Below are 14,903 nucleotides of genomic sequence, written 5' to 3'. Positions count from 1 at the left end.
CCGGCGGTGTGGTGGCCGTCGACATTGCCGGGCGGGCGGAAGTTCCGTACCTTGGTGCCGGCTTTGGCTCCCAAAGGGCTGTCCTTGACCTTGAGGCGTCGTCACCTGCCGTCGCACGGGCGGGTGGTGGCCACCGCCGGCGGTGGATGCGGGGAGAAGTTCCTCATGGCCGTCGAATCCGCTCCGGCCCTGAATTCCCCCCCCCGATTCCCCGGCCTCCGCATGCCGGTACGGACCGGCGCCTCGGCGGAGAAGGGCGGGAGCACCGGTGGGGTGGAGCGCGGGTCCGGCCGTCGGGGTGCAGGGGCGGTAGGTGGTCGGCAGGGGTTGAGGCCCCGGCCGGCCGCGGCGAGGCTTGGAACCGGGCCGACCGGGCCGACCGGGCCGACCGGTGCGCCCGGGCCGACCGGTGCGCCCGGGCCGACCGGTTGCGCGGGGCGGCGCGCCGGGCGGGGTGCCGGGCGGGGTGCCGGCCGGCCGCGCGGGGGAGTCGGGAAGGAGCGTGCGGAGGAGGTCTCAGCCCGCCCGGTGGCGGTGGCAGGACTGGTCGTGCGGGGGCGCGATCAGGGAGGCGGCGATCGCCTTGTTCACGGCGTCGATCCGGGAGACCGCGCCGAGCTTGGCGAAGACGTTGCGCAGATGGCGCTTGACGGTGGCTTCGGTGATCGTCAGCCGGGTGGAGATCTGGCCGTTGCTCAGCGCCTGCGCGACCAGCTCCAGGATCTCCAGCTCCCGGGCGGACAGCACGTTCTCGGTGATGCCCTGCATCCGGGCCAGGCTGTCCCGGGAGACGGCCAGGACCATCCGGTCCGAGCCGCGGTGGACGCTGCGGACCGCCGCGAGCAGCTCGTCGCCGCACACGCTCTTCAGCAGGTAGCCCCGGATGCCGGCGTTGATGAGCCGTCGGAGCAACTGGGGGCCGTCGTACATGGACAGCATGATGATCTGCGAGGACGGCGAGAGCGCCCGCATCCTGGTGACGGTGTCGGTGGGCTCGCCGTCGGGGAGTTCGACGTCCAGCAGGACGACGTCCGGCCGGTGCCGGGCGACCTGGGCGATGGCGTCGCCGCTGTTGGCGGCCTCGCTCACCACCACCATGTCGTCCTGCGACTCCAGGATCTCGCGCACCCCCTCGCGGACCAGCGCGTGGTCGTCGACCAGGGCGACGCGGGTGGTGGCGGACGCGGGGTCAGCAGCTACGGCGTCGCGCGGGTTCATCGAGGAGCCGTCCTTTGAGAGGTACCGAGAGATCCACCCTGGTGCCGTTGTCCGGACGGCTGTTGACCAGCAGTCGGCCGCCGAGCAGTTCGGCCCGCTCGCGCATCGAGGACAGGCCGACGCCGGCGTCGGCCGGCCGCTCCTGCGGCAGCCCGCAGCCGTCGTCCTCGACGGTGGCGCGGAGTTCGTTGGGGGTGATCTCGACGTTCACCAGCAGCACCGTGGCCCGGGCGTGGCGCAGGGAGTTGCGGACGCCCTCGCGGAGGATCAGGAACACCTCGTCGAGCACCTCCGGCGGAGCCCAGGCCTCGTCCCCGTTCACCCGGAGCCGGGCGGCCACGCCGTCGGGGCCCAGCGACTCCAGGTCGTTGAGCAGGGCCTTCTCCAGGCTCTTCAACGGCTGGCGGGTGTGCAGGTCGGAGGTGACCGCGCGCAGGTGGTGCATCGACTCCTGGATGGCCTGCTGGGCGGTGGCCAGCTTGACGCTCGCCCGGTCCGGCTGCTTGTCCAGGTAGAGGGTGTAGAGCTCCAGCTGGCGGTGGGTCACGCTCATGCCGTGCCCGATCCGGTCGTGGAGCTCGCGGGCGATCCGGCGCCGCTCGTCGAGCTGCGCCTCGTGGATCTTGTCGACGAGTAACCCGGTGTACGCGGCCACCGACTCGCGGATCCGCAGGGCGACACCGCGCTCCAGCGCGAGGGTGATCAGGGTGAGGGTGTCGACTTGTCTCGATCCGGGCGGAAGGTGGCTGAATATCGTCGACAGCGCCGCGTGGAAGAAGGCCGAGGAGGCCTGGACGGATTCCCGGGGGTGGACCCCGTCCGCCGCGCGTGTCGCGCCGACGTCCCAGGCCAGCAGCTTGCACGTCTGGTCGACCTCGACCTGCCCCACGCGCAGGCTGGTGACCACGTCGGCGACGATCTGACGGGCGGTGGCCAGGGCCTGGTCCAGCGAGGCCGGGCTCTGCGCGATGGCGTTGCCGGCCGCCCGGAGCGAGGCCTCGTAGGCCTCGACTATCTCGGGCGTGCGTTGTTCGATCAGGTCCGCCACCTGTTGGCGAGTCGTCAAGGCTGCCTTCTCCAAACCGGTCACGTGCCGGCCCCCGTGTCGCCTTGGCCAAGCGGGGTCAAGATACCAGAACGCCGTGCGAATTCGAGGGCGTGAAGATGGCCTCCGGGAGGCCCCCTCGCCGGTCGAGCGTGTTCGAATCTTCAACTAGTTCAAAGGCGTGGCCGGAATGCCGGGACCGGTGACAAAGGGGGGGTCGGCCGCGCCGTGAAGAAGTGGACGGCGGAGGTGGCCGGAAGTCGTCCCGTCGTGCCGGCCGCCACCCGGCCGGGCGCGGGCGGAGGGACCGCCGGTGGTACCGGGGCCGGAGCGGAGTGGCCCGGGGGTGGAGTGTCCACTACTCCCTTCGATACCCCCCGCTCATCCCTCCGGCGCGGATGGGCCGACAGCGCCGGCGAGACCGTTGTCCGGGACTACGGCGGCTCTCTAGCGTGACGTTCACAGGACGTCCGCAATCGACCGGTACTTCCTGCATGTCCGCAACAAGAGCATCACTTCGTGCATGTCCGCAACAAGACCAGTACTTCCCGCATGTTCGCAACAAGAAACAGTTGTGAGGAACCAGACCGTGAAGGCTGACCGGCTGCCCCGGCGCTACCAGGCGTTCGTCCCGATGACCCTGCCCGACCGCACCTGGCCGGACCGGACCCCCACGGCGGCGCCGCGCTGGCTCTCCACGGACCTGCGGGACGGGAACCAGGCACTGGCCCGCCCGATGACGCCGGCCCGCAAGCTCGCCATGTTCGACCTCCTGGTGGCGATGGGCTACCGGGAGATCGAGGTCGGCTTCCCGGTCGCGAGCCAGGACGAGTACGACTTCGTCAGGATGCTGATCGAGCAGGACCGGATACCCGAGGACGTCCGCGTCTCGGTGCTGGTGCCGGCCCGCGACGAGCTGATCGAACGGACCGTGGAGAGCCTGCGCGGCGCCCGCGCCGCCACCGTCCACGTGTACAACGCGACCGCGCCGCTCTTCCGCGACCTCGTCCTCGGGATCGGCCGGCCGGAGTGCGTCGACCTCGCCCTGCGCGGCACCCGGTCGATGATGCGGCACACCGAGCGGCTGCTGGGCGACTGCGAGGTCGGCTACCAGTACTCCCCGGAGCTGTTCAACGAGACCGAGCCGGAGTTCGCCGTCGAGGTCTGCGAAGCGGTGATGGACCTCTGGGAGCCCGGCCCGGGCCGCGAGATCGTGCTGAACTTCCCGGCCACGGTCGAGCGTTCGATGCCGCACGTGTTCGCCGACCAGATCGAGTGGCTGGACCGCACCCTCTCCCGCCCCGAGTACCGCTGCCTGTCGATCCACCCGCACAACGACCGGGGCACCGGGGTGGCCGCCACCGAACTGGCCCTGCTGGCCGGGGCGAAGCGGGTCGAGGGCTGCCTGTTCGGCGGCGGGGAGCGGGCCGGCAACGTCTGCCTGGTCACCCTCGGCCTCAACCTGCTGACCCAGGGCGTCGACCCGGGCATCGACTTCTCCGACATCGACCGGGTGCGCCGCACCGTCGAGCACTGCTCCGGACTGCCGGTCTCCCCCCGCCACCCCTACGGCGGCGAACTGGTCCACACCGCCTTCTCCGGCACGCACCAGGACGCCATCAGGAAGGGCTTCGCCGCCCTGGAGGCCGAGGCCGCCGCCGCCGGCGAGAGCCCGCGCGACCGCGCCTGGCGGATGCCGTACCTGCCGATCGACCCGCAGGACCTCGGCCTCGGCTACGAGGCGGTGGTCCGGGTGAACAGCCAGTCCGGCAAGGGCGGCGTCGCCCACGTCATGAGTGCACGGCACGGCCTGGACCTGCCGCGCGGGCTGCAGATCGAGTTCGCCCGCACCGTGCAGGCGGTCGCCGAGGCCACCGGCGCCGAGGTCGCGCCGGACCGGATCGGCCGGCTCTTCGAGCGGGAGTACCGGTCCACCGCGGACGAGACCAAGCCGCTGGCCGTACGCCACGCGCCGGTCCCCACCGAGCTGTTCGTCGACGGGGCCGGCCCCGCCAGCGCGGACGGCACGGTCCGCGCGGAGGAGGTGCGCAGCCTCGGCGCGACCCTGGCGCCCTGGGGCGTCGAGGTCCGGGACGTCCGGCACACCGGCCCCGAGGGCAAGTCCGCGGACCCGGGGCGGGAGGCCGCCGTCTACGCCCGCTGCGCCTTCCCCGACGGGCCGGCCTGGGGCTTCGGCCGGGGCCCGGGCCTGCACGCCGCCGCCTTCTCCGCGATCCGGGCCGCCGCCGCCCGGGCCGGCCAGGGCCCGGCCGAACCGGACCCGCCCGCACCGGAGCCGGCCCGGGCCCAGGGCGCCGCCCCGCTCCCCGCCGAGCGCCGCTGAGCACCGCTGAGCCCGAACACCAGCTGGGCCCACCACAGACCCACCGACGGGGCACCACCGGGAGCCCCGGAGCAGCACCGAGCACCACCCAGCACCACCCGAGCACCGCTGAGTCCCACGCAGCCGGTTCCCCCACCCACACCCGCACGTACGCACGAGAGAAAGTCTGAGCAATGATGCTGGTCGAACGCGATGAGCACCTGGCCTTCCTGGCCGGTCTGCTGACCGAGGCGGTCGGGGGCAGGGGACGGATCGCCGTGGTGAGCGGCCCGGCGGCCACCGGAACGAGCGCCCTGCTGGACGAGTTCGTCGAGCAGGCGGCCGGGGCGGGCGTCCTGCCGCTGACGGCGGTGGGGTCGGCCGCCGAGACCGGCCTGCCGCTCGGCGTGCTGGGCCAGCTGCTGCGCGGCGCCCCGGTGCCGGCCGAGCAGCGGGCCGCCGTCCGCGAACTGCTCGCGGCCGGCCCGGACCGGCGGGAGTCGGCCGCCCGGGAACTGAGCGCGCTGCTGCTCGACCTGGCCGAACGGCAGCCGCTCGCCCTGGTGGTGGACGACGTCCAGCACGCCGACCCGGACTCGCTGGCCTGCCTCTCCCACCTGACCCGCCGACTCGGCCGCTCCCGGATCATGGCCGTCCTCGGCCGCTCCGGCCGGGCCGCCCACCGCACCGCCGAGTTCCACCAGGAGCTGCTGCGCCGCCCCGGCTGCCACAGCCTGGTCCTGCCCCTGCTCACCCCCGACGGTGTGGAGCGGCTGGTCGCCGAGCGCCTGGGCCGGGAGGCCGCCGACCGGCTCGCCGCCGACTGCCACCGGATCAGCGGCGGCAACCCGCTGCTGCTCACCGCCCTGCTCGACGGCCAGCTCGCGGCGGTGCGGGCCGGCACCGCCGACGGCGGGCTGGCCGTCGCCGACGGCTACGGGCAGGCGGTGCGCGACCTGCTGCACCGGAGCGCCCCCGGGCTGCTCCCGCTCGTCCAGGCGCTCGCCGTGCTCGGCGCCCCGGACGGGGTCGGCCGGCTGCTCGGCGTGGACGGCGCGGAGGCGGCGCGCGGCCTGCGCGAGCTGGCGGACTGCGGCCTGCTGGCCCCCGACGGCTTCCGCCACCCGGCCGCCCGGGCCGCCGTGCTGCTCGACACCGGCTCCGAGCGCAGGGCCGAACTGCACGGCAGGGCCGCCGGACTGCTGCACGCGGGCGGGGGCGCCGCGGCCGCGACGGCCGAGCACCTGCTGGCCTCCGGGCGGGTCGAGGAGGCCTGGACCGTCCCCGTGCTGGAGGAGGCCGCCACGCTGGCGCTGGCCGAGGGCCGGGTCGGCCAGGCCGTCGAGTACCTGCGGCTGGCCTGCCGGGTCTGCGCGGACGGGCCCCGGCTGGCCCGGATCAGGACCGCCCTGGTCCGCGCCGAGTGGCGGATCAACCCGGGCGCCCCGACCCCGCACCTCACCGAGCTCGCCACCGCCCTGCACCGCGGCCACCTGCGCCCCAGCGACGGCCTGGTGCTCGCCAAGGCCCTGCTGTGGCACGGCCGTTTCGAGGAGGCCAGGGACGTGCTGTCCAGGCTCGGCCTGGAGAGCGGCCCGCACGACCCGGAGACCGCGGCCGAGCTGCGGACCACCCGGCCGTGGCTGCGCTGCTGGTACGCGCCGCTGCTGGCGCACGTGCCGTCCGCCGAGGAGGAGCCGGACCCGCGCCCGGCGCCGTCCACCGCGGTCAGCTGGCGGCTGGAGGCGGCCACCGCGCTGGACTCGGTGCTCAGCCGCGGCCCGTCCGAGCAGGCGGTCGCCGAGGCCGAGCGGATCCTGCGCACCTCCCGGCTGGACGAGACGGGCATGGACACCGTCGAGTCGGCGCTGCTCGCGCTGACCTACGGCGACCGGGCCGACCGGGCCGCGCCCTGGTGCGACGGCCTGATCGCGGAGGCGGCCGCCCGCCAGTCCCCGGGGCGCCAGGCCCGGTTGGCGACCATCCGGGCCGAGATCGCCGTCCGGCAGGGCGACCTGCCCGGCGCCGAGCGGTACGCCCGGCAGGCGCTGGAGATCATCCCGGCCGGCAGCTGGGGGGTGGCGGTCGGCGGCGCGCTGGCCAGCCTGCTGACCGCGCTGACCGCGATGGGCCGCCACGACGAGGCCGCCGACCAGCTCAACCTGCCCGTCCCGGAGGCGATGCTGCAGAGCCGCTACGGCCTCCACTACCTCCAGGCCCGCGGCCGGTACCAGCTGGCCACCGGCCACCTGAACGCCGCGCTCGGCGACTTCCTCGCCTGCGGCGAGCTGATGCGCCAGTGGGGGCTGGACGTGCCCGGCCTGGTCGCCTGGCGCGGCGAGGCCGCCGAGGCGATGCTCCAGCTGGGCGACCGCGACGGGGCCCGGCGCCTGCTGGAGGAGCAGCTCGCGATGGTCGACCAGTGCGCGCCGCGGGCGCGGGGCGTGGCGATGCGCCAGCTCGCCGCCACCGGCGACCTGCGCCAGCGCCCGGCCCTGCTGCGCAAGGCCGCGGACGTGCTCCAGGAGGCCGGCGACCGGTACGAGCTGGCCCGGGCGCTCGCCGACCTGGCCAGGACCTACCACGACCTGGGCGAGCTGCGCCGGGCCAGGCTCACCGCCCGCCGCGCCTGGATGCTGGCCGAGGAGTGCCAGGCCCAGCCGCTCACCCGGCTGCTGGGCGTGGAGTTCGGCTGGAGCAGCGGCGGCGACCAGTCGGCCCGGGAGAGCGCCCCGGCGGTGTCCGACGCGGTGCTCAGCGACGCCGAGTGCCGGGTCGCCGAGCTGGCCGCGCACGGCTACACCAACCGGGAGATCGCCAAGCGGCTGTACGTGACGGTCAGCACCGTGGAGCAGCACCTGACCCGGGCCTACCGGAAGCTGCGGGTCAGCTCCCGGGTCGACCTGCCCACGGCGATGGGCGCGCTGACCCGGGCCGGCTGAGCCCCGGCCGGGCCCCCGGCGGGCCCCTGGTCGAGCCCCGGCGGGGCCGGGCAGGGGGCCCCGCCGGGACAGGGGGCCCTAAGGGGCGGACCGGGGTGTTCGAGCGGGTCCGCCCCTGCTGGAATGCGTCTGTCAGTCGTCCATGGCCGGAATTTTCCAGAAAGGGGGGCGACATGGCGCTGACCTTGTCAGAGAAGGACGTGCCACCGCTCGCGGAACAGGACGGGGCATTGCCCCGGATCATCGGCATCGCCACCGCGAACCCGCCGGACTCCTATGCGCAGAGCGATATCCTCGACATATTCGGGATAACCGACCAGCGCATTCGGTCGCTTTTCATGAACAGCGCGATCGACCGCCGTTTCCTCATTCTCCCGCCGGAGGGGCCGGACGGCGGGCGCCGGATGGAGACCCAGGGCGAACTGCTCCGCAAGCACCGGGCGTCGGGCGTGGAGACGGGTGCGCGGGCGGTGCGCGAGTGCGTGGCCCGCACCGGCCTCGACCTCTCCGAGATCGGCTACATCTGCTGCGTCACCACCACCGGTCTGCTCACCCCCGGGCTCTCCGCCCACCTGATCAAGGAACTGGGCCTCGACGTCCGGACCAGCCGGCTCGACGTGGTCGGCATGGGCTGCAACGCCGGGCTCAACGGCCTGACCGCGGTGGCCGGTTGGGCCGCCGCCAACCCCGGGCGGCCGGCCCTGATGGTCTGCGTCGAGACCTGCTCGGCGGCCTACGTCTTCGACGGCACCATGCGCACCGCGGTGGTCAACAGCCTGTTCGGCGACGGCGCCGCGGCGGTGATCCTGATGGCCGACCCGGACGGTCTGCTGGACCGCCCGGAGAGCGGCGTGCGGGCCGAGGGCCCGACCGTCCTCAAGTTCTCCAGCCGCATCATCCCCGAGGCCGTCGACGCGATGCGCTACGACTGGGACGACGACCAGGGCAAGTTCAGCTTCTTCCTGGACCGCGACGTGCCGTACGTGGTCGGCGCGCACGCCGAACTCGTCGTCGACAGGCTGCTGGAGGACACCGGCCTGCGGCGCAGCGACATCGCCCACTGGATCGTCCACTCCGGCGGCAAGAAGGTCATCGACTCGGTCCAGATCAACCTCGGACTGACCCGGCACGACGTCCGGCACACCACCGGGGTGCTGCGGGACTACGGGAACCTCTCCAGCGGCTCGTTCCTGTTCTCCTACGAGCGGCTGATGGCCGAGGGGCAGGTCCGGCCCGGCGACCTCGGGGTCTTCATGACGATGGGCCCCGGATCGACCATCGAGACGGCCCTCGTCCGGTACTGACCGGAATGCACCAGACACAGCCCGCACCTTCCGAAAGAGGAATTCCCATGTCCGTCAGCGAACTGCTTCCCGAACGCACCGGGTCGGCCGGGCGCCACGTCCTGATCGACTGCTCCGCGCCGCTGACCGAGCAGCTGATCGGCCAGGTCGTCGAGGTCTGCGACGAGCTGGAGGACGCCGACCGGGCGACCTTCGCCGTGCTGCACGTCGAGGGGACGGCCGGCGTCCGCGAGCAGGCCTGGCCCGGCGAGGTCGGCATCCACCTGGTCAACAAGTGGGAGCGCGCGCTGCGCCGCCTGGAGCGCGTCCCGGCCGGCGTCCTCGCCGTCGCGGCCGGCGAGTGCGCGGGCCCGGCGCTGGACCTGCTGCTGGCCGCCGACCACCGGATCGCCACGGCGGACACCCGGCTGAGCCCGGCGGTCACCGCCGGCCGGCTGTGGCCCGGCATGGCCGTCCACCGCCTGGTCCAGCAGCTGGGCGTCGCCCGCGCCCGCCGCCTGGTGCTGTTCGGCACCGAGGTCACCGCGGCGGAGGGCGCCGAGCTGGGTCTGTTCGACCGGGTCGTCGAGGACCGCGCGGGCGTCGCCGCCGCCGTCGAGAGCGCCGGCGCGCTGCTCGGCGGGCTGGTCGGCGGCGAGCTGGCGATCCGCCGCCGGCTGCTGCTGGACGCCACCACCACCAGCTTCGAGGAGTCGCTCGGCGCCCACCTGGCGGCCTGCGACCGGACGCTCCGCAACCAGTCCGCCGACCGGGCCTGACCCGTCCGGCGCCCGACCGTCCCGTGCCCGGGCCGGCCGGCGCCCGACCCGACCCGTACCCGACCCACCGAGGGAAACAGCTGTCATGACCGTCCCAGTCTTCACCCTGGACACCGCGCGCAGCGTGGACACCGCCCCGGAGGCCAGGCTGTCCCGGCAGCGCTTCCTGCGGGAGCACGTCGCAGAGGTCTACGGTGCGCTCACCGAGGAGCGCACCGTCCACCTGCGACTGGACGAGCTGCTGCGCCGGGCCGGGGAACGCCACCCCGGCCTGGTGCCCGGCGAGGCGCAGCTGGCCGCCGAGCACGGGCTGCGGCAGGCCGACAAGGAGGGCCTGGAGATCGACCAGGGCATCTTCCTCCAGGCCGTCCTCGCCCACCCCGAGTGCGGCCGGCACCTGATCGACGCGATGCTGCGCCCCACCGAGCGGGCGCTGGCCCTGCTCCCGGAGTTCAGCCGCACCGGCAGCGCCGACCTCGGCGTGGTCCGGATCGAGCGCCGCGACGGCACCGCCCACGTGACCGTCCACAACGACCACTGCCTGAACGCCGAGACCAACGCCCATGTCGAGGACATGGAGACCGCGGTGGACCTCGTCCTGCTCGACCCGGCCACCGAGGTCGGCGTCCTGCGCGGCGGCGAGATGACCCACCGGCGCTACCTCGGCCGCCGGGTGTTCAGCGCCGGGATCAACCTCACCGAGCTGCACGAGGGCACCATCTCGTACGCGGACTTCCTGATGCGCCGCGAGATCGGCTACATCAGCAAGATCTACCGCGGCCTGCTGGTCGACGACGACCGCGCGTGGCCGCAGCGCACGCTGGAGAAGCCCTGGGTGGCCGCCGTGGACACCTTCGCGATCGGCGGCGGGGCGCAGCTGCTGATGGTCTTCGACCACGTGATCGCCGCCGCCGACAGCTACTTCAGCCTGCCGGCCGCCCAGGAGGGCATCGTCCCCGGCCTCGGCAACCTGCGCCTCACCCGGCTCGCCGGCGGCCGGGTCTCCCGCCAGGTCATCCTCGGCGGGCGCAAGATCCGGGCCCGCGAGCCCGACGCCGCCGCGCTGTTCGACGAGGTGGTCGAGCCCAGGGCCATGGACGCGGCCGTGGAGGCCGCCGCCGCCCGGCTGGCGAGCCCCGCGGTGGTCGCCAACCGGCACATGCTCCACCACGCCGAGGAGCCCGTCGAGACCTTCCGCCACTACCTCGCCGAGTTCGCCCTCCAGCAGGCCCTGCGGCTGTACGGGCTGGACGTGATCGCCAAGGTCGGCGCGTCCTGGACCCGCCGCCCCGCGAAGGACGCCTGATGCGCCCGGTCGAGGCGATGCTGGAGATCCTCCGGGCCGAGGGCGTCACCACCGTCTTCGGCAACCCCGGCACCAGCGAACTGCCCTTCACCGACGCGCTCAGCGCGGCCGGGGACATCGACTACGTGCTCGGCGCCCACGAGGGCTCGGTGGTCGCCATGGCGGACGGCTACGCCCGGGCCACCGGCCGCACCGCCTTCGTCAGCCTGCACATCGCGGCCGGCCTCGCCAACGGCCTGGTCGGGCTGCTCAACGCCAGCCGCTCGCGCACCCCGATGGTCGTCACCGCGGGTCAGCAGGACCGCCGCCACCTGGCCTTCGACCCGATGCTCTCGGGCGACCTGATCGGCCTGGCCTCCGCGGCGGTCAAGCAGACCTTCGACGTCCAGCACGCCCACGACCTGCCGCTGATGCTCACCCGGGCCTTCGCCGCCGCCCGGCGCGCCCCCGCCGGGCCGGTGTTCCTGTCCATCCCGATGGACCTGCTCACCGAGGACGTCGACGTCGAGATGCCCGGCCGCTCCACCCTCGCCCCGCAGGGCCCGGCCACCGAACTCGCCGCCGCCGCCGGGCTGCTGGCCGCCGCCGAGCGCCCCGCCCTGGTGGCCGGGGACGCCGTCGGCCGCGACGGCGCGGTGGCCGAACTCACCGCGCTCGCCGAGGCGCTCGGCGCGGTGACGTACCACCAGCCGATGAACGACAACCTGGACTTCCCCACCTCGCACCCGCTGTACGGCGGCATGCTGGGCGCCACCCACGCCGCGATCCGGGAGACCCTGGCGGCCCACGACACCGTCCTGATCGTCGGCACCCACGCCTTCATGGCCCACCACTACACCCCCGGCTCGCCGATCCCGGAGACCACCACCGTCCTCCAACTGGACGCCGACGCCGCCGAACTGGGCCGCAACTTCGGCGTCCGACTGGGCCTGCACGGCGCGCTGCGGCCCTCCCTGGCCACCCTCGCGGAGCAGCTCGCCGGACGCGTCCCGCGGGCCGCCGAGCGGACCGCCGCCGCCGGCCGGCGGGCGGCGGCCGGGTGGGCCGCCACCGACCGCGCCGCGCTCGCCGCGTACGGACCGGGCCCGCTCGACCCGCTGGCCGCCGCCCACGCCGTGGCCGCCGGACTGCCCGAGGACGCCGTCGTGGTCGAGGAGGCCATCACCACCGGCCTGCGGCTGCGCCAGGTGCTCCGCCAGGACCGCCCGGGCTCGTACCTGCACACCGTCGGCGGCGGCCTCGGCCACGGCATCGGCGCCGCCGTCGGCCGCCGGATGGGCGACGACAGCCGCCCGGTGGTCGCCGTGCTCGGCGACGGCTGCGCGATGTTCGGCCTCCAGGGCCTGTGGGCGGCCGGCCACTACCGCGTCCCGGTGACCTTCGTGGTGATGAACAACGGCGAGTACCGCACCCTCAAGGAGACCCTGGACACCTGGGACAGCCGCTCCACCCGGGGCGGGCGCTACCTCGGCCTGGACCTGGCCTTCGGCCCGGACAGCGGGCGCCACCGGCTGGACTTCCGGGCCGCCGCCGAGTTCTTCGGCATCGAGGCCGTCCGGGCCTCCCACCCCGCCGAACTCACCGAGATCGTCGCCAAGTCGGCGTCCGCGACCGCGCCGCTCCTGGTCGACGTGCCCATCACCGGGCACACCCCGCCTCGTTGAACCGGGGGCGTGCCCGACGGACACGCCCCGGTACGCCGTTCGTCGGGGCCGAACCACTGACAAGGGAGGTGGCCGCGATGAGCGGTCTCATTCAGCTGGACGCCGGGCTCGACCCGGCACTCTCCGGTGGCGAGCTCCAGGTACGGGAGCCCGCCACCGGGCGCCCGATCGCCGTGGTCTCGCTGGCCGCGGCCGCGGACGTGGACCCCGCCGTGGCCGCCGCCGCGCAGGCCCAGCCCGGCTGGGCGGCGACCCCGCCGACCGGGCGCGCCGCCGTCATGCGCCGCGCCGCCGCCGTGCTGGAGCGCCACCGCCAGGAGATCGTCGACCTGCTGGTCCGCGAGGGCGGATCGGTGCGCGGCAAGGCCGACTTCGAGGTCGGCGCCGTCCTGGACGAGCTGTGGTCCGCCGCCGCGCTGCCCACCCGCCCCAACGGCCACCTGCTGGCCTCCGAGCCGGGCCGGGAGAGCTTCGCCCGCCGGGTGCCGCTCGGGGTGGTCGGCGTGATCAGCCCCTGGAACGTGCCGCTGGTGCTGGCGATGCGCGCGGTCGCCCCCGCGCTGGCCCTCGGCAACGCCGTGGTGGTCAAGCCCGACGTGCACACCCCGGTCTCCGGCGGCCGGGTGATCACCCGGCTCTTCGAGGAGGCGGGCCTGCCCGCCGGGCTGCTCCAGGTCCTGCCCGGCGACGCCGAGGTCGGCGAGGCCCTGGTCCGCCACCCCGACGTGCCGATGATCGCCTTCACCGGCTCCAGCGAGGTCGGGGCCAGGATCGGCGCGGTCGCCGGCGGCATGCTCAAGCGCGTCTCGCTCGAACTCGGCGGCAACAACGCCCTGATCGTCCTCGACGACGCCGACCTCGACGCCGCGGCCTCGTCCGGGGCCTGGGGCTCCTTCTTCCACCAGGGCCAGATCTGCATGGCCGCCGGGCGCCACCTGGTGCACCGCGCCGTCGCCGACCGGTACCTGGAGCTGCTCGCCGACCGCGCCCGCAAGCTGCGCCTCGGCGACCCCTTCCGCGAGGAGGTCGACCTCGGCCCGGTCATCGGCGAGCGGCAGCTCGACCGGGTCGAGCGGATCGTCCGCGAGTCGGTGGCGGCCGGCGCCGTGGTGCTGGCCGGGGGCGCCCGGCGCGGCCCGTTCTTCGAGCCGACGGTGCTGGCCGGTGTCACCCCCGACATGCCCGCCTTCACCGAGGAGGTGTTCGGGCCGGTCGCCCCGGTCACCGTGGTCGCCGACGACGACGAGGCCGTCGAACTGGCCAACCGGACCGCGTACGGGCTCACCGCCGCCGTCCAGACCGGCTCGGTACGGCGCGGCCGGGCGATCGCCGACCGGCTGCGCACCGGCATGGTCCACGTCAACGACCAGACCATCAACGACGAGGCCCACGTGCCGCACGGCGGCCGCGGCGCCTCCGGCAACGGCACCCGGCACGGCTCCGAGCACAGCTGGGACGAGTACACCCAGTGGCAGTGGCTGACCGTCCGCGAGACCCCGGCGAGGTACCCGTTCTGATGGCCGAGCCGACACGGGTGCGGTACGAGAGGAAGGGCCGGGTCGGGTACGTCACCCTCGACCGGCCCGAGGTGCTGAACGCGATGGACCTGCGCATGCACGAGGAGCTGTGCGGGATCTGGGACGAGGTCGAGGCCGATCCCGAGGTCTGGGTGGTGGTGCTGGCCGGCGCCGGGGACCGGGCCTTCTCGGTCGGCCAGGACCTCAAGGAGCTGGCCGAACGGGTCAGGGCCGGCACCGCCACCTCCACCTTCGGCAGCCGGGGCAAGCCGGGCTACCCCCGGCTCACCGAGCGGTTCGCGCTCTCCAAGCCGGTCGTCGCCCGGGTCCAGGGCTTCGCCATGGGCGGCGGCTTCGAGCTGGCGCTGGCCTGCGACATCATCGTCGCCGCCGAGGACGCCGTCTTCGCGCTGCCCGAGGCGAAGCTCGGCCTGATCGCCGGCGCCGGCGGGGTGTTCCGGCTGGCCCAGCAGCTGCCCTACCGGGCCGCGCTGGGCCACCTGATGACGGGCCGCCGGCTGAGCGCCCGGCGCGCGCTGGAGTACGGGCTGGTCAACGACGTGGTGCCGGCCGGGGAGCTGGACGACTGCGTGGACGGCTGGGTGCGCGACATCCTGCGCTGCGCCCCGCTGTCCGTCCGCGCGGTCAAGGAGGCGGCGGCCAAGGCCCTCACCACGCCGCTGGAGCAGTCCTTCGCCACCCGCTACGTCTGGGAGGAGCGCCGGATGCACAGCCGGGACGCCGAGGAGGGCCCGCTGGCCTTCCTGGAGAAGCGCGAACCGGAGTGGACCGGCACCTGACGCGACAGTGACGGCAACGACGAGGC

General features: G+C 74.5%; 10 protein-coding genes. 8 read left to right on the top strand and 2 right to left on the bottom strand.

What is annotated here, in order from left to right:
- Window positions 1-516: 516 nt before the first annotated feature.
- Both ACFU7Z_RS03705 and ACFU7Z_RS03700 read right to left on the bottom strand, forming a co-directional pair.
- Entirely contained in the window at window positions 517-1,218 is a 702-nt protein-coding gene (locus tag ACFU7Z_RS03705) for a response regulator transcription factor (RefSeq protein WP_049659142.1), read from the bottom strand.
- Complete coding sequence (locus ACFU7Z_RS03700) at window positions 1,190-2,284, bottom strand: sensor histidine kinase (protein ID WP_181970733.1); 1,095 nt, start codon at window positions 2,282-2,284, stop codon at window positions 1,190-1,192. Before ACFU7Z_RS03700 ends, ACFU7Z_RS03705 begins: the two co-directional genes overlap by 29 nt.
- A gap of 613 nt (window positions 2,285-2,897) precedes the next feature.
- On the opposite strand from ACFU7Z_RS03700, the gene ACFU7Z_RS03695 reads away from it, so the two are divergent.
- From ACFU7Z_RS03695 to dpgD, 8 genes are all read left to right on the top strand, one after another.
- Window positions 2,898-4,607, top strand: a complete 1,710-nt coding sequence (locus ACFU7Z_RS03695) for a 2-isopropylmalate synthase (protein WP_380775726.1) — start codon at window positions 2,898-2,900, stop codon at window positions 4,605-4,607.
- A 173-nt stretch (window positions 4,608-4,780) separates the two neighbouring features.
- Window positions 4,781-7,528: an AAA family ATPase gene (locus ACFU7Z_RS03690; protein WP_380775719.1), complete on the top strand. Its 2,748-nt coding sequence runs from the start codon at window positions 4,781-4,783 to the stop codon at window positions 7,526-7,528.
- Window positions 7,529-7,701: 173 nt separating this feature from the next.
- The gene (gene dpgA, locus ACFU7Z_RS03685) at window positions 7,702-8,832 is read left to right on the top strand and encodes a 3,5-dihydroxyphenylacetyl-CoA synthase DpgA (protein WP_074004753.1); all 1,131 of its coding nucleotides are present in this window, start codon (window positions 7,702-7,704) and stop codon (window positions 8,830-8,832) included.
- Window positions 8,833-8,879: 47 nt separating this feature from the next.
- The gene (gene dpgB, locus ACFU7Z_RS03680) at window positions 8,880-9,590 is read left to right on the top strand and encodes an enoyl-CoA-hydratase DpgB (RefSeq protein WP_049658312.1); all 711 of its coding nucleotides are present in this window, start codon (window positions 8,880-8,882) and stop codon (window positions 9,588-9,590) included.
- Between the two features lie 85 nt (window positions 9,591-9,675).
- Window positions 9,676-10,896, top strand: a complete 1,221-nt coding sequence (gene dpgC, locus ACFU7Z_RS03675) for a (3,5-dihydroxyphenyl)acetyl-CoA 1,2-dioxygenase DpgC (protein WP_117490415.1) — start codon at window positions 9,676-9,678, stop codon at window positions 10,894-10,896.
- Window positions 10,896-12,560 carry a thiamine pyrophosphate-binding protein gene (locus tag ACFU7Z_RS03670; RefSeq protein WP_074004755.1) on the top strand — a complete coding sequence of 555 codons (1,665 nt, stop codon included), beginning with the start codon at window positions 10,896-10,898 and terminating at the stop codon, window positions 12,558-12,560. The genes dpgC and ACFU7Z_RS03670 overlap by 1 nt, the downstream gene beginning before the upstream one ends.
- Window positions 12,561-12,637: 77 nt before the next feature.
- Entirely contained in the window at window positions 12,638-14,077 is a 1,440-nt protein-coding gene (locus tag ACFU7Z_RS03665; RefSeq protein ID WP_049652975.1) for a benzaldehyde dehydrogenase, read from the top strand.
- Window positions 14,077-14,877 (top strand): enoyl-CoA-hydratase DpgD, encoded by an 801-nt coding sequence (gene dpgD, locus ACFU7Z_RS03660; protein ID WP_049652977.1) that lies wholly within the window; start codon window positions 14,077-14,079, stop codon window positions 14,875-14,877. Before ACFU7Z_RS03665 ends, dpgD begins: the two co-directional genes overlap by 1 nt.
- Window positions 14,878-14,903 lie beyond the last annotated feature (26 nt).

It is taken from the genome of Kitasatospora sp. NPDC057518 (assembly GCF_042802075.1).
GTDB lineage: Bacteria > Actinomycetota > Actinomycetes > Streptomycetales > Streptomycetaceae > Kitasatospora.
The sequence above is the reverse complement of the archived record's forward strand: the minus strand, read 5'-3'. Positions and strand labels throughout refer to the sequence as shown.

Coding starts and splice junctions, on each gene's coding strand:
- ACFU7Z_RS03705 (WP_049659142.1), bottom strand. CDS start 1,218: ATGAACCCGCGCGACGCCGTAGCTGCTGACCCCGCGTCCGCCACCACC.
- ACFU7Z_RS03695 (WP_380775726.1), top strand. CDS start 2,898: ATGACCCTGCCCGACCGCACCTGGCCGGACCGGACCCCCACGGCGGCG.
- ACFU7Z_RS03690 (WP_380775719.1), top strand. CDS start 4,781: ATGATGCTGGTCGAACGCGATGAGCACCTGGCCTTCCTGGCCGGTCTG.
- dpgA (WP_074004753.1), top strand. CDS start 7,702: ATGGCGCTGACCTTGTCAGAGAAGGACGTGCCACCGCTCGCGGAACAG.
- dpgB (WP_049658312.1), top strand. CDS start 8,880: ATGTCCGTCAGCGAACTGCTTCCCGAACGCACCGGGTCGGCCGGGCGC.
- dpgC (WP_117490415.1), top strand. CDS start 9,676: ATGACCGTCCCAGTCTTCACCCTGGACACCGCGCGCAGCGTGGACACC.
- ACFU7Z_RS03670 (WP_074004755.1), top strand. CDS start 10,896: ATGCGCCCGGTCGAGGCGATGCTGGAGATCCTCCGGGCCGAGGGCGTC.
- ACFU7Z_RS03665 (WP_049652975.1), top strand. CDS start 12,638: ATGAGCGGTCTCATTCAGCTGGACGCCGGGCTCGACCCGGCACTCTCC.
- dpgD (WP_049652977.1), top strand. CDS start 14,077: ATGGCCGAGCCGACACGGGTGCGGTACGAGAGGAAGGGCCGGGTCGGG.